The sequence below is a fragment of the Singulisphaera photorubra genome (assembly GCF_045290345.1).
Classification (GTDB): domain Bacteria; phylum Planctomycetota; class Planctomycetia; order Isosphaerales; family Isosphaeraceae; genus Singulisphaera.
Genome location: NZ_CP155447.1, coordinates 1,953,394 through 1,968,504 on the forward strand (window position 1 = coordinate 1,953,394; position 15,111 = coordinate 1,968,504).

At 64.9% G+C, this 15,111-nt stretch carries 11 protein-coding genes; 4 read left to right on the top strand and 7 right to left on the bottom strand.

The annotated features are described in order from the left end of the window. Positions 1–78: 78 nt before the first annotated feature. Positions 79–1,878 carry a cytochrome c peroxidase gene (locus tag V5E97_RS07600; protein WP_406698718.1) on the top strand — a complete coding sequence of 600 codons (1,800 nt, stop codon included), beginning with the start codon at positions 79–81 and terminating at the stop codon, positions 1,876–1,878. Positions 1,879–1,911: 33 nt separating this feature from the next. Here V5E97_RS07600 and V5E97_RS07605 read toward each other — a convergent pair whose 3' ends face one another. The 7 genes from V5E97_RS07605 to V5E97_RS07635 form a co-directional block, all read right to left on the bottom strand. Beyond that, entirely contained in the window at positions 1,912–3,456 is a 1,545-nt protein-coding gene (locus tag V5E97_RS07605) for a sulfatase (protein ID WP_406698719.1), read from the bottom strand. 145 nt (positions 3,457–3,601) lie between these two features. Beyond that, positions 3,602–4,573: a lysophospholipid acyltransferase family protein gene (locus tag V5E97_RS07610; protein WP_406698720.1), complete on the bottom strand. Its 972-nt coding sequence runs from the start codon at positions 4,571–4,573 to the stop codon at positions 3,602–3,604. 228 nt (positions 4,574–4,801) lie between these two features. Next, positions 4,802–6,376: an amino acid adenylation domain-containing protein gene (locus V5E97_RS07615; RefSeq protein ID WP_406698721.1), complete on the bottom strand. Its 1,575-nt coding sequence runs from the start codon at positions 6,374–6,376 to the stop codon at positions 4,802–4,804. A gap of 27 nt (positions 6,377–6,403) precedes the next feature. Then, entirely contained in the window at positions 6,404–7,669 is a 1,266-nt protein-coding gene (locus tag V5E97_RS07620) for an SGNH/GDSL hydrolase family protein (protein WP_406698722.1), read from the bottom strand. Next, positions 7,666–8,823 carry an SGNH/GDSL hydrolase family protein gene (locus V5E97_RS07625; RefSeq protein ID WP_406698723.1) on the bottom strand — a complete coding sequence of 386 codons (1,158 nt, stop codon included), beginning with the start codon at positions 8,821–8,823 and terminating at the stop codon, positions 7,666–7,668. Before V5E97_RS07625 ends, V5E97_RS07620 begins: the two co-directional genes overlap by 4 nt. Before the next feature lie 38 nt (positions 8,824–8,861). Then, on the bottom strand, positions 8,862–10,256 hold the full coding sequence (locus V5E97_RS07630; protein ID WP_406698724.1) for a hypothetical protein: 1,395 nt from the start codon (positions 10,254–10,256) through the stop codon (positions 8,862–8,864). 54 nt (positions 10,257–10,310) lie between these two features. Next, positions 10,311–10,463: a hypothetical protein gene (locus tag V5E97_RS07635; RefSeq protein ID WP_406698725.1), complete on the bottom strand. Its 153-nt coding sequence runs from the start codon at positions 10,461–10,463 to the stop codon at positions 10,311–10,313. Positions 10,464–10,789: 326 nt separating this feature from the next. Here V5E97_RS07635 and V5E97_RS07640 point away from each other — a divergent pair, with 326 nt between their 5' ends. The 3 genes from V5E97_RS07640 (at position 10,790) to V5E97_RS07650 (ending at position 14,880) form a co-directional block, all read left to right on the top strand. Further along, on the top strand, positions 10,790–11,593 hold the full coding sequence (locus V5E97_RS07640) for a hypothetical protein (protein WP_406698726.1): 804 nt from the start codon (positions 10,790–10,792) through the stop codon (positions 11,591–11,593). Between the two features lie 145 nt (positions 11,594–11,738). Beyond that, complete coding sequence (locus tag V5E97_RS07645; RefSeq protein WP_406698727.1) at positions 11,739–13,595, top strand: ArnT family glycosyltransferase; 1,857 nt, start codon at positions 11,739–11,741, stop codon at positions 13,593–13,595. Positions 13,596–14,259: 664 nt separating this feature from the next. Then, positions 14,260–14,880, top strand: a complete 621-nt coding sequence (locus V5E97_RS07650; protein ID WP_406698728.1) for a hypothetical protein — start codon at positions 14,260–14,262, stop codon at positions 14,878–14,880. Positions 14,881–15,111 lie beyond the last annotated feature (231 nt).

Here is a 15,111-nt window from a genome sequence, read left to right on the forward strand (position 1 = left end):
CTCCCGAGCGCTCGGGGCGACCATTCCGAACCGTACCCTCTGGATTTCGAACGCCAGCCCACTCGACGAGTTGCTTCGATGAACATAAAGCCTTCAATGGTTTGTCCGTCATGGTGGCTCACCGGGCTGACACTGCTGATCCTCTCCATCGCCGACGGAGTGGTGCGGGGCGCAGCGCCTGAACCTGAACCTCAACAACCGCTCCGCTCCCAGGTTCGCCAACCTGCCGGCCTCAGCCTTTCCCCGGACGGCAGCCGCCTGTTCGTCGCCAATCGGCGGAGCGGTAGTCTCTCGATCATCGCGACGAAGTCAAGTCGAGTGGTGGCGGAGTCGCAGGTGGGCCGCGGCTTGGCCGACGTCACGGCGCTTCCCGACGGGAATTTGCTGGCCGTCGACCGGGAGGGTCACGCGTTGCTCTTGCTCGAAGTGAGCGGAGACACGATCCGGGTCGTCGTGCGCCAGGCGGTTGCGCCCGATCCGGTCGGCCTTGTCGTCGCACCCGACGGCGGCTCGTGTGTCGTGGCTTCACTCGAGTCGCGCCGGTTGACCTTTTTCGAGTTGCCCGGTCGTGAGGGAAACGGGGACCGTCGAATTCTCGGCGAGCGAACCCTGAACCTGCCCTTCAGTCCCCGCAACATGGTCCTGGTGAACGCCGGCTCCAGGTTGATCGTGGCCGACGCGTTCGGCGGCAAGCTCGCCGTGGTCGACCGGGAGCGGGGAACGTTGGATTCGGTCCGCAACCTGCCCGCGCACAATATTCGAGGGTTCGCCCTGACGACCGACGGCCGTAGCCTGCTCGTCGCGCACCAGAGGCTCAATCGCCAGGCCCGGACCGACTTCGAGGATGTGTTCTGGGGGCGGTTCGTGACGAGTCACGTCCGTTACCTGAGCCTCGACGCCGTGCTCTCGAACGGATCTGACGAGGAACTGCTCCGGGGCAGCGACCTCATGAATCTGGGCGAGCCCTACAGCGGGGCCGGCGACCCGGCCAGCCTCGTCTGCGGCCCCTCCGGCTCCGTGGTGGTGGCGCTGGGGGGCGTTGGTGAGATTGCCGTCGAACGAAGCCGACTGGGCCAATTTCGGAAGTACGGCGTGGGTGGTCGCCCCTCAGCCCTGGCCTTAACGCCCGAGGGGAATGCTGTCTATGTCGCGGACGCGAACAGCGATCAGGTGGTTATGGTCGAGGTCCTCACCGGCAAGACGATCAAGACGATCGGGCTGGGCCCGCGTCCGGATCCGACACCGGTCGAGAAGGGCGAACGGTTGTTCCACGACGCGACGCTTTCCCTCCATGGCTGGATGAGCTGCCACAGTTGCCACACCGACGGCCACAGCAACGGCCAGCTCGGCGACACCCTGGGAGATGGGGCCTACGGCGCACCCAAGCGGGTCCCTTCGCTTCGAGGAGCTCACCTGACGGGACCGTGGACCTGGACCGGCTCGATCGATCGGCTCGAGGACCAGATTCAAAAGTCGGTCCAGAGGACGATGCGTGGACCGGTGCTGACCGGCGATCAGGTCGAGGCGTTGACCGCCTACCTGAGCTCATTGCCGCCTCCTCGGGCGATCGTGCCGGCCGACCAGAAGGAGACCATCGAACGCGGTCGCGGCCTCTTTCGTGCTCAGGGCTGCGCGAAGTGCCACACGCCCCCCACTTACACATCTAAGAGCATGTACGATGTGGGGCTTGAAGATGAGGCCGGTAACCGCAAGTTCAACCCGCCTTCGTTGCTCGGCGTCAGCCATCGTGAGCCGTTGCTTCACGATGGCCGCGCCAAGTCACTCGAGAATGTGTTTCTCCAGCACAAGCACCCTCAAGAAACCGAGCTGACGCCGGAAGAAGTGTCCGATCTGACCGCCTTTCTCAAGACGTTGTGATCGCGACCATTGGCCGTCGCCTCTAATTTTTGATTAGGGGCGGCTGGCGCTCAGTTCGGCCTTGGTCCCTTGCCAGCCAGCCTGCCATTGCTTCGTGAGCTTGGCCACGAGTGCGGTGTTGGCCGGATCATCGGCGATGTTCTGATTTTCTTGCGGATCCGTTTCATGGTCATACAACTCGACGGCTGTCACCTTGGTCGGATCATCACGTTCAACCCAGCGAGTGAATCGGTAGCGGTCGGTCCGCATTGAATATCCCATCAACGATCGCCCCTCGACTTGCCGGGGATACTGGCTGAACGCGGCCGACTTCCAGGGCCGATCGGGCGATTTCAGGACGGGAAGGAAACTGGTTCCCTCGACATGGGCGGGCGGTGTCAGTCCGGCCAGTTCCGCCAGCGACGGATAGAGATCCACGAACTCAACGAGGGCCTTGGACTGCTTGCCTGGTTCCGCCTGGCCGGGCGCGACGACGATCAAGGGCACGTGGGTATCCAACTCGACGTTCGAGTGTTTGCACCAAGCATCGTGTTCCCCGAGTTTCCAGCCGTGATCGCCCCAGAGGACGATGATCGTGTTATCACGCAACGAGAGTCGGTCGAGCTCGTCGAGTAACTTGCCAACCTGCGCGTCCATGAAGCTGATCGCCGCATAGTAGCCATGTTTGAGCGTGCGGGCGAGTTCGTCCGGTACGTGTCCCGTCGGGATATTCGCATAAGATCGGAGCTCGCCTCCCGGCTGTACGGCGTACTCCGGCGCTCCCTTGGGCCGGTACGGATTGCTCGCGAGCGCGATCTTCGCCGGGTCGTACAGGTCCCAGTACCGCTTGGGGGCCACGAATGGCAGGTGCGGTTTCGCGAACCCAACGGCGAGGAAGAAGGGTTCCTCTTTCGCTTTGAGCGATTGCAAGGTCTTCACGGCCATGTTCGCGACCGCCCCATCGAGGTAGGCGTCATCGGGTACGTCGGCCGACTCGAACGCAGGCCCCCGGCTCCCTTGTTTCGCGGCGGCCTTCTTTTTCGCCTTTGCCTTTGCGGGGGCTGTCGCCTGGCGATTCTTCTGGGCCAGGGCTCGGCTCTCGGCCAGGGCGTACGGTCGCGCCTGAGGGGTTGCCGTCTCCCAGGGAACCGACCATGAGGGCGGGTCGTTGAAGCCGGGATGATAGATCTTGCCCAGCCCTTGCACGAAATAACCCTGCGCTTTGAAGAACTGGGGCAGGGTGACCGTCTCGGGCATCGCCTTGCGGAAGTGAGTGACAAGGTCATAAACCTTGGTCGTGTCCGGCCGCGCTCCGGTCAGTAAGCTCGTTCGCGACGGCGAGCAGACCGCCTGCTGGCAGTAGGCCCGCTGGAACGTCAAGCCGCGCGCGGCGAGCCGATCCAGGTTGGGGCTTTTGACTTCGGGATGCCCGTAAGCTCCGAACTCAGGCCGGAGGTCATCCACGGCAATGAACAGAACATTCGGTTTTGAACCCTGTTTTGGTGGCTGCGCATCGGCCCAGGAGGTCGGGCCGGCGAACAGGACCAGGGCCCAACCTGCCAGAAATCTGGTGATCGAACCCGATCGGTGGATTCTCATTGATCAAGATTCCTTCGCGCGAACGAGGGAGCGGATCTTTTTATTCCGGGCTTGGCAGCCCGCTCTTGTGGCACGTCACAAGGCTCTGCGATCGTCGATTACGCTTTCGGGAATTGCAAGAGTGGGATCCGCTGACAATCAACGACTAGCGAACCGCCGCCGTTCGCCGGCTGGGGCGGGCCGTGCTGTTGCTGGAGGCTGAGGCGGGCGACGGAGGGCCGTAGCATGGCCAGAGAAGGTGGGCGACGGCATCGGCGGGGTGGGCCTTGATCTCGGCTTCGAGGCGGGCGAGGTAGCGGGTCAGAGCGGCCGACTCCTCACCCGCGGCGAGCGTCCAGGGGGGCTCGATCGTCAGGGCGTAGCGGCCGCCGGGGCGATGAGTGCAGAAGAGGAGGAAGACCGGGACGCGGGTCAGGACGGCCAGGTCGGCCCAGACCGACAAGAACGGTCGCGTGCTACCGAGCAACTGACCGGAACGGGTGTTCGGGCCGTTCCACGGGATATCGCCCGAAAGGTATACGGCCAGACCGCCGCGAAGCGCGGCTCGAGCGTGGAGCAACCGCTCGGCCGCCAAGGCGGGGGACAAGTCCCGGCGCAGGAAGAACTCGGATTGCGGATGGGGGTCGTCGCGGTCGAACCGACGGTCCAGCTCGCGCGAGACGTGCCGCGGTCGCTGGACCAGGAGCCGGAGCGGAACTCCTTGGCGGTAGAGCCAGTGCAAGGCCGCGATGTGGCCCCCCAGGTGGCAGCCCACCACGATCGCTCCCCGGCCGCCGTCGAGCGCGGTTTGCAGGCCCTCGAAGCCCTTGACGTCGAACCGGGCGAGAATTTCCTTGTCCGGGGCCGCGTCGAGCGGGTAGTCGCGGGCTGCGAACCGGAGCGTGTTGGCCGCCAGGGCAGGGCGGACCACCTTGGGATTCCAGTCGGCGCGGAGTGCGGTCCCCGCGCGATCGATTGCCTTGGCGAGTTCCTTGCGCCGAGGGGGCCAGGCCGCGGCCGACAGCCGCCCCAGGCCGCCGAGGATCGCGTCGCAACGCGCTGGGCCGAGACGGCGGAGCGTCGGCAGGAGCATCTCGTAGAAGCAGGTCTTCCAGCTCAGCAGGTGGCGGAAAGTCACGATGGCTCCGAGGACGGAGGAAGACGGCCTTGGTCGGCGTATGCTGATGGAATCGCGATCGATCGTTTTCGTTCGTGTCAGGTGGGCACGTCCCACCAACTTCGACTTTCTGCGTTCCCCGCCTCTCGCTCCCAAGCCACTTTTCTGCTTGATGGGCCGTGCCCACCCTACAAGACGATTTGGAACCATTCGTCCCGGCTTGTCGAGTGGGCTGAGGTCAGCCAGGCTTCAAGCATTGGCGGTGGCCAGTTGTTTCAAGCCCTGGTAATCCACCTTGTCGGTCGAGGTCGTCGGCAGGGCCGAGACGAACGTGATCGAGTCGGGCACCATGTAGTGGGGAAGGTGGGTGGTGCAGTGCCGCTTCATGGCGATGATCGACTTCTTCTCGGTCGGCTTCATGGCGATGAACGCGGCGATCGTGACCCCGGCGTCGTCGGCCTTGGCAATCACCGCCGCGCGATCGACGCCCTCGTGGCGGTAGAGCGCGGACTCGATTTCCCCCAGCTCGATCCGGTAGCCCCGCTTCTTGACCATCCGGTCGCGGCGGCCGTGGAAGGCGAAGCAGCCGTTCCCGTCATCAACCACGAGGTCGCCCGTGTGATACCAGGCCTCGCCGCCATCGCACTGGAGGAAGGCCTGTCGGGTGAGCTCGGGTTGACCGAAGTAGCCACGCATCACGCCAGGGCCGGCGATCACCAGTTCGCCGACCGATCCCGGAGCGACGTCGTTCCCTTGCTCGTCGACCACCCGCGCCCGGAGCGGCGGGCAGACGTTGCCGATCGGGAACGGCCCGGTGCGGTCGTCGGGGATGGTCGCCGGGATCCGATGAGCGGTGCAGACGTTGGTTTCGGTCGGTCCGTAAAGGTTCCAGAGGGTCGCGTCCGGCCAGCATTCTCTCAGCAGCCGCAACGGGGTGATCGGGAAGACCTCGCCGGCAAAGAGGACGAGCCGAGGGGCCGGGTAGCCGGCGGTCTCGATGCCGCCGTGCCTGACCAGCAGGGTCAGGATCGAGGGAGCGGAGTACCAGACGCTAATCTTGCGGTCGGCGATGAACGCCCCCAGCCTCGCGGGCTCCTTGCCGAGCGTCTCGCCGATCACGACCAAGGTCGCCGCGTTCTGGCACGAGACGAAGAGGTCGAAGACGGACAAGTCGAAGTGGAAGGGGGCGTGCGAAGAGAACCGGTCGTTGGTGGTGGTGTCGAGGTCGTGATCGCACCAGTCGAGGAATGTGAATGCGTTGGCGTGCGAGAGCATCACCCCCTTCGGCTGACCGGTCGAACCCGAGGTATAGAGGATGTAGGCGAGATCATCCGCGGCGCGGGGAGGGGGAAGCGGAGTCGGGGTGTCGTCCTGGTTGACCTCGTCCCAGGACGCGTCGGCCGGGTCCGATCCCGCGGTCTCGGCTCCCACCACGATCAGGCGCGGCGAAGGGCCGGGTCCTGGCCATGCCTGGTGGAGGGCACTGGCGAACTCGGCGGCGACGATCACGGCTTTCACGCCGCCGCTGGCGAAGATGCCGGCTCCTCGCGTGACGGGCGCGGTGGGATCGACCGGGACGTAGGCCGCCCCCGCGCGGAGGATTCCGTGGATCGCCGCGACGGCCTCGAGCCCTTTGGGCAGAAAGAGGCCCACCCGGTCGCCTCGGCTGACGCCCCAACGCGCCAGGCGAGTGGCGAGGCGGTCGGCGGCTCGGGCCAGTTCCGCATAGGTCAGTGTTCGGCCGAGCTCGTCTTCAACGGCCGTGTGATCGGGGCGCCTCGTGGCGGCCTCATCAAGCAACTGGCTGAGGTGGTTTCCATCCATGGTTGTGCTCGAAATCGATGTCGTTCTTCAGGGTTGGTTGTCACCAACGTCGTTCGGAGGGGTTGGCCGGGGCGGCAGGCCGACGGGTCCGCGATCGTCAAGATCGGGAGGTCGGGCCGAATCGAAGAGAGTTTCATACAAGTCGTCGTTGACCAAAGCGCGGGCCAGTGCCCGGAACAGGCGATGATGGCCCAAGGCGTTGGGATGGTCGTCGAGAGGGCCGATTTCGAGGTCGGCCGGGTCGAGGTCGTCGAACGTGCCCGACAGGTCGAACAGCGTCTGGGTGTGCGGAGCGAGGACCGCATGCAGCGCCGCGACGGCCTCGTCACGCGTGTTGGGGGCGTCGGCTTTGCCGACCCGGGGGATAATCATGCTCGCCAGCGGGATGCCCGCCGAACTGCACTCCGTGGCCAGAGCGTTCATGGTTGCGTCGTAGATCGACCAGTAGTGAGGCCGCAACTTCGCTTTGAGCGCGTTCTTGTCACGCAGCTTCTCGTTGGCATTGAGGCGGAGGTCACGATTGGTGATCCCCGCCTTGGCCACTGCCTGGCGGAGGAAGTCGTAGGTCAAGTCCACTCGGGACTGAAACATGTCGCAGAGATGGATCTCGATCAATCGGGTGTCGAGCATCGTGGCCGAGTAGAGCACCAGGTCGGGATCGAACTCGATGGCCTTGCGGCGAAATGTCTCGAGGCGCTGCATCGGGCTGTAGGCCGGGACCGCGAAGTTGAGAACCTCGAACCGCTTCTTGAGGCCGATTTTGAGAGCGTGGTCATTGAGCCAGTTCTCGAGCTCATTGACATAGGTAGTTTCGGTGCCAACCCCCCAGCCCATATCGATGGATGAGCCGAGCACGGCGATCCGGAAGGTCTCCGGAGGTTTTTTGAATTGATAAGGTCGACCGCGCATGCCGAACGCATTGGTGACAAAGGGCTCGCCGAAGAGGGTTTGGCTCACATTCGGCTTGAGCTCGAACATGAGGACGTCACCATCCAGGCTCCGCTTAATGTCCGAAGCGCGGGGGCGTCCCCACCCGCGCGGCTTGCCGATGAGGCAGAGCGTCAGCTCGCTCGGCCCGCCTTGCGGCGCGTCGGTTCCGATCAGGCCTTCGTAATAACCGCCGGCGTTGATCTCACGGTCGGTCCGATTCATCTCGTTGGATCGTGCGCTATCGACCGCGGATCGTGCGCGGACCCACCCGACGGGCAGTGGGATCAGGCCGAGCAGCAGGATGGCGAGTGTCTTCGCAAAACAGGTTCGCGTGGCGTGCATCGCGGAGTGGTTGCTCGTCATTGTCGGCCGCCTCTCTCCCCGAGTTCGAGCTTCGGGGGTCGAAGCAAGTTGGTCTGCTGCCGCAAGGCCGTGTCGAGCCGTTGGGCCAGCATGTTATGGCCCTTGGCATTGGGGTGGTAATCGTTCGGGCCGACCGCCAATGCTTTGGGCTCGATCCCGTCATACGTGTTCGAGAGGTCGATGATCGCCGTGAATCCGGCGTGGCGAGCCAGCCCGATCAGACGCTGAATCTCGGCCGCGTCGGCCGTTTTGCCCACCCGAGGGACCATGACCAAGGCGATCGGAATGCCACGGGCGCGGCAGTCGGCGGCGGCGGTTCGGAAGACGCCGGCCGCGAACTCTTCACGGTAGGGGCGAAGCACGTGCTTGTAACTCTCCGTCGTCCCGCCCGGCCGGGCGTGGATCCGTGTGAGGACGTCGCGATACATCGGCGAGTCCCAGCCGATTCCTCGCGGCAAGAGCCCGCGGAGCCGCCGTTCGTCCCAGCCCGAGTCGGCCTGCGTCGATTCAAAGAGAACCAGGTCGGGTTCGGTGGCCCAGCCGACGCGACGGAAATGCTCCCAACGTTGGCCCGGTCCGTGGCCCGGGATCGCGAAGTTGAGGATTTCCACCGACGGTCCCCCGGCCGCTTTCGACCGTTCGTCGAGTTGACGCTCCAGGACGGATTCGAAGGCCTGGCCGTCGCCGACCCCCCAGCCGGCTCCGATCGAGTCACCCACGAACGCGATCCGGAACGTGTTCGGCGGTTTGGTGGATTCATAGGGGCGGTCACGCATTCCGAGGGCATTGGTCGTCCACCGCGCCCCGGCATGGTCGACCGACAGATTCGGCTTCAGTACGAATTCCCGGAGGTCGTCAACGCCCTGCGCCAGCGGTCCTCCCTCGAACGGCACGGCCTTGGTCTGAGATCGCCCTCGCCGCGCCGACTCGGGTTCCACCGCATCCGAAGCGCCGAGCTTTCGTCCCGCGTCGAGGATCTGCTCGTAATAGCCTCGTTCCATCTTTTCGTAATCGGCCTGGCTCAGCTGGTCGTTGCGCAGAGTCTCGCGGAGACGTCCCGGCGTCCCCAACGCGAGACGACCGGGCGCCAATCCCCAGGCGAGGATCGCCGCTGTCGCCACGATCTGAACTGTCTGCGACGAGCAACGAGCCATGATACACTTACCTCTCGAACAGTTCGTCGGTCAAGGGCTCAGATTCCGGTCCCGCGACGCATCAGGTCCACCCACGACTCGATGGTCGGGCTCGACCAGAGCGACCAGAGCAACGCGATCGTCGTGAACGTGGCCGCGACCTTCGCCCCACGCACCAGATGGCCCAGCACGGTCATCGGACCCTTGCCCGCACGATTGCGGACCCGCGACCGCCGGGCGTCCAGCTGCACGTTGACCAACACCAACGCCCCCAGGATCCCCCAGAACAGGGCATCCGGACCGCTGATTCCCCACGAACCCCGCAGCCAGAACGATTGATACGCGTGCAACGCCCAGGTCGCCACGAACACCACCACCGTCGCGATCGCCAACGCCGCCGGCTGCGGCCAGCGCTTCAGCCGGAACACCACCGGGTTGAACACCAGACGGACCATGAAGTCCTTCCAGTAAATGTTGATCCGACGCCAGTAGTCGGTGAAACCGGTCGCCAGCAAGTAGTGGTGATGCGTGGGCGGAAGCTGGAACCCGAACAGGTGAAGCATCCCGCAGGCCATGTGGAACTGACCCGAGACCCGGAGATAGAGCAGGTAGTTGCAGACCAGATACCGTGTCAGAGTGGCGACGCCGTGGACCTCCTCGGCCGGGATCAGCCACTCGTGGTAGACCAGGCGGTAGAGAAGGAGGTGAATCGTGCCGTCGAAGATCATCTGGAGCCCGGCACGCTGAGTGGTGTGGATCTCCTTGGAAAAATAGCCGCGGTGCAAGGTGCGGTAGTCGACCACCGGAAAGTGAAGGAAGCAGTAGTTGGGCAAGAGGAAGAAGTAGCTGAGCGTATCGACAACCGTCTCGGGGGCCTTGGCGTGCTTCAGTTCATAGAGATAGATCAGGATCCGGAACATGAACATGGTGGCCAGGACCGGCCAGACGCTCTCAGGGACCGCCGCGGCCAGGCTCTCAGGGCGGATCCGGGCAATGGCGACGGCCACGACCGCAAGCGTCGTGGCACGAGTCCACCAGGGGATCGGGAGGCGGCAGACGCCGATCAGCAACAGCGCCAGGGTCACGACGTAGGTGGCGGCCAGGGGGCCGAAGACGAGGGCGAGGCCGGCGATCGAGACGGCGACGAAGAGCGGCTTCTTCCAGCGATAAGGGAGCAGGTAGTGAACGGGGAGGGCGACCAAGGAGAGGGCGACGAGGAGTTGGAACGCCCGTCCCTCGACACGAAAGACCTTGAACACCGCCAGAAAGAGGCCGAGATGGGCGAGGATCGGCAGGAACTGCCGAAAGTCGCGCCGGCAGGTCTCCGGTTCACCGGGATAGAGCCCGGGCCGAGCTTGCTCGGCGGGGGCCGGATTGGCCCCTGGTTCCGGCGCGTTGTACTGGCGATGAGGTGTGGGCCGCAAGGCGGTCGCGCGTTGAGTCTCAGGCCGCATGCGCCAGCCCCTTCGTTTGTGGCATGCCGGATCGGTTGCAGTCGGCGACGATCGCTACCAAAGCGACGGGCCGGACAACCTGCGGCGGGTCTCGATTCGCGGCAAACCAGGGAGGACGTGGATCGCCGGGGAGGAATCGACCCGGATCTTGAGTGCGGGGGCTAGCCCATCCTTGAGCCAGTTGCCCCCCCGCGGCGGCCGCGACATCCCTGTTTCGCTACATATTTCCGCTAAGCGTCAATGGAATTCGTCAGACCAAGGAGAAGGCGTTGACTTCGTTGCTCTTATAAGCTTCGGAGCCCCCCCTCCCTCAGTGGACGCCAGGGTATACCCGATCTTCCGAGGAACTGTCAACGCGAATGATCGAACCCCGCGAGGCTGGTTTCGAGGGGATCTCAGAGCCTGCGGCTCCCCCGAGAATGGAGGCAAATTCGCTCGTGGATCAACGACAAACCGCTTATTCTGCGAGTAGCGGAAAGCCGACTCGCCATCGTTTTGAGGTCGAGTCCGCACCGCTCGGGCGAGGGCCAACCATGATCCGACCGCATGCCGGAGGACTCGGAGTCGCGTTCGCCTGGTTTCTCTTTCCGCTGGTGCCGGCCTTCCTGGGCCGCACCTATTACGAGACCTGTCATTTCTCGTTTGCCTCTGGGGGAGGGCCTGACCCTCGCGACTGGGACTGGCCCACCTGGGTTCTCCTGGCGGGGCCGCTCTTGGGTTATGGCTTTCTCGCGGGGGCCACACTCGACCTCCCGGATGAGCCGGGACGTCGAGGGTTACGGGGGTGGCTGTCCCGTCGCGCGGTCTGGGTGGGAATTGGTCCCTGGTCGGGGTTCCTGGTCTTGGCCGCTCTCTTCTTTGTGATCGGGCATGCGGACGAGCTGCTGCCGAGAGTCAGGCCATCCATCCCGTCTCACTGGTTGCGGACGTGGTGGTGGGGGCTTTTCACGTGGGCTGGGCTGATTGGCTTGGTTGGCGTGGCTGGATATGGCTGGTTGTTCGTGGCGTGGGCGGCGATCCGCCGTGCGCGGCGGCTGGGGCGGTGCCGCCGGGTGATCGAGCGCGGCCTGGGGGGAGCGTTGGCGTTCGTCGGATCGCTCTTCGGCAGCTTCTGGGCGATCACCGAGGCGTGGCGGGGCTACTTCTTCGACTCCAGGATCGTCCCCTTCCTAATGGCGGCGTTGGGCCTGACCTTGCTCGGCCTGAGTGGCTGTTCCTCGACCTTGACCTATGGAGAGGTGCGTCGCCGCGAGCTTTTCCGCGCCATGTTGATGGCCTGGTTGGTGGGCTTGGCCTTTGTCTGGCGGTGGTGGAGTCGGCCCCGCGGCAAGTCGTAGCGATCGGAGCTAATGAGGCCTCGGCTTGTCGGATCGGGCCATCTCGGGTATTTTCCCGCGCCGTCTCAACCGAGATGGTGCCGCAATGGAGTGCGAAACCGTCGGCCCAAAGCTGCGAGGCGAGGCGATTCTCAGGGAGGGGACGATGCCGACGTTGGCCATAAAGGGGTGGGCACAGCGCTGGGGGATGGAGGCCGTGCTGGCCGTCCTGGCGGGCCTGGTATTCATGGGCTGCCTTGGCGCGGTGGACATCTGGGGCAAGCGTGAGCAACGCGCCTCGGCCGAAGCGCTCGACACGGTCGACCACAACCACTGGCGGATCGCACAGATCCAGGGGCGGCCTCGGCTGGAGAAGCCCCCGCTGCCGCGCTGGACGATCGCGTCGTTGATCACCTTGACCGGCCGGCGCGACGAATGGATCATCCGCCTGCCCAGCGCCCTGGCGGCGATTGGGACGGTGGGCTTGGTCTACGGCTTGGGCTGCCGGCTGGGTGGCCGCGCGGTCGGTCTCTCGGCGGGCCTGGTCCTCACGTCGATCGGCTTTTTCATCAGCGAGCTCCGTCAGGCGGGCAACGACGGTCCGCTCGCCTTCTTCACGACGCTGGCCTTGTACGCGGCCTGGCGGCGGTTGAACGGGAATGCATGGGGGATGGGCGAGGATCTCACGCTGGCTTCGACAGGGATTGAGGCCGACGCTGAGGTCGAAACCGTCGGGTCGCCGGTGGGGGGGCGGAACTGGAATCTGTTGCTCTACGCGGCGCTGGGGCTTGGGTTCCTGACCAAGGGGCCGATCATCCTGATCCTGGTCGCCCTGGCGCTGGCCCCTTATCTGGTGGTCTCGGGCCGGTTCCGCGAGGGCCTCGGTCTGCTGACCGATTGGCGGGGTGTGCTGGTGTTCCTGGTGCTGGCTTTGAGCTGGCCGGTGCCGGTCTTGCTCAATGACCCGCTCGCCGCGCGAGTCTGGTATCTGGAGATGGGCCAGAAGGCGGGGACGGCCGGGGTCACGCACCACCGGCATCATGAGATCCTGGCCGTCGAGTGGCCGATGATGACCGCCCCCTGGGTCGTACTTGCCACCACCGGTTTGCTCCTCCCATTCCTGCCCCGAGGACGACGGTATCGGCCGCAGATCTGGTTCCCCTGGTCCTGGGCGGTTGGCAACCTGGCGATGTTCTGCCTCTGGTCGGTCGCCAAGCCGAACTATTATCTGCCTTGCCTGCCAGGCGTGGCGCTCTTGGTGGGAGTGGAGTGGGTCCGCCTGTCGAAGGCGGCTCGCGACCTCGAGTCGAAGCGGGTCGGGGCCCGGCGGTTCCTGCAAGTTCATTGGGTAGGGATGTTCGTGGCGGCGGCCATTGCCCCCGTGATCGCGCGGCAGGTCGCTCCTACGTACTTTGCGCCGATCGCGTTCTTCTCCCTCGCGGCCATGGTTGCCGTGGTGCTGAGCGCCTGGATCTGGCGGCGCGGGGCCGATGCCGGTGCCTTGGCGCCGTTGGTCGGGGCCTGGGCGTTCGGCGTCCTGATCATCTACGGCGAGCTCGCCCCCCGTCATAACGCGGCCCGCAGTCACCGCGCCCTGGCCGCCTCGCTCGAGAAAATCTTGCCGCCGAGCGAGCGGACGATCATGTTCTTCGAGGAGCTCGACGAGGGGCTCTGGTTCTACCTGAGCGACCGCTCTCTCGTCCCCGTGCCGGGGAGCCAGCCCCGCTACAACAAGGGGTTCGACCTCGACCATGATTTCCGCAACGGACAGCTCGAGCTCGACCCGCTCAAGCGGCAAGAGGCCGAGAAGAAACTGCTCGTCGCGTGGATGACCTCTCCTGATCGGACTTCGCCTTATGTCTTGATCCGTAAGAAACTGTACGACGCGTTCGCCCCGGCCCTGGCTGGGCTGGCCACCCCTGCCTTCACCGAGGAGGGCCTGGTCCGCAACGAGCTCGTCTTGCTCCGCGCCACTCAGGCCGCGAGCATCGCCACCCAGCCCGACGAGGCCCGTCGACGCTAGCCGACCGGACTTCGTGATGGAGCCGTCCCCAAGGGTTGAGGTGCGATGATGCCTCGACTCGGACCGATGCTGGCGGTTCCGGAGGCGCTCAAACGCGGGCCACGGATCCGGAATACCAGGGGTGAGAACCTCGAGTCGCCGGCTTATTTTGCCTAACCTGTTCAAATCCCGCTGCCCGAGGGGGGCCGACGATGTCGGCCCCCCTCGGGCGATTTTCTTTCGAAGCCGTTGGTCCGCGGATGACCGCCTTGACCGTGCCAATCGGGTAAACCGTGCGCATTGGGAAAATTAGGCCCGGCGTGACATTGCGGATTATCCGGAATGGGCGGCCCCACCCTTTTTCGCAGATTGCCAGGATTGCCCGACCGGGACGACCGGCAAGGACGATCGTCATAACTCGTTGCTGCAAAACGTGAAGCGACCTCAAGGGAGAACCCTGTCATGACGATACAAAGGTTGGCTCGCCAAGGTTAGCCACGGCGAGGACTCGGGAGCACCGAATGGGAGGTGTCCCCTGAAAGGTTGGGCCGAAAGGCCTCGGGCTCGGGAAAGCCCGCTGACAGGAGATACCGTGACTCGCCCAAACAATAAAGCAGAAGAGTGGACCGGCCGGCCGGATTCGCCTTCTCTTGATCGAAACGATTGCCAAGGAGATCTGTCTCCCATGTTGAAGCCCTTGACTTTGAGCCTCGGTCTCGCCCTCGCCCTTGGTTTTGGTAGCGTGAGCCAGGCTGGCCTGTTCGGACACGACACTGGCCTTGCCTCGCCCCAGGGTGTGGCCCCCAGCCCCCAGTACGCTCCCGTCGTCGCTTCGGCCCAGTGTGACACCGGTTGCGACGTTGGTTGTGCACCGGCCCCCAAGAGCTGCGGCCTGAAGAATCTCTTCAGCGGCCTGCACAAGCCCAAGGTTTACAGCTACGAGTGGGTCCTGAAGAAGAAGCGCGTTTGGGGTCACAAGAGCAACGCCTGCAGCACCCCGAGCTGCGACACCTGCGGCCCGACGGTTTTCCCCTCGGCCCAGGGTTACGCCAGCCCCCAGGGTTACAGCAGCCCCCAGAGCTACAGCAGCCCCCAGGCTTACGGTAGCGGCCAGGCCTACTCTGCTCCCCAGGCCTACTCCGCTCCCCAGGCGACCTCGGTTGTGACCCCGGCCCCGGCTGGCGACGAAGCCCCGCCCGCCCCGGCTGTTGCTCCCGAAGCGGCTCCCGAAGCGGCTCCGGTTCCCCCGGCTCCGGCCAACGCCCCCCAGAGCAGCCTGCTCTTCTCGACCCCCTCGGGTAACTGAGCTGGCTCTCGACGCTTAATCTGAGACCAATCGCCACAAACGATTGAGTCCAGACACCCAGCGGCCCGTACATCCTCGGATGTGCGGGCCGTTTTTTTTTTGTTCGAATGATTCGCCTTCAACAATCGGGCCGGGCGCCGTTGATGAGTAGCCAGGGAGAGGTCGGAGCCTCGGCCCTTTGGTGCGTGTTGTTCACCGCGCCACACGCGATTGACAAACCTCGTCGATTGT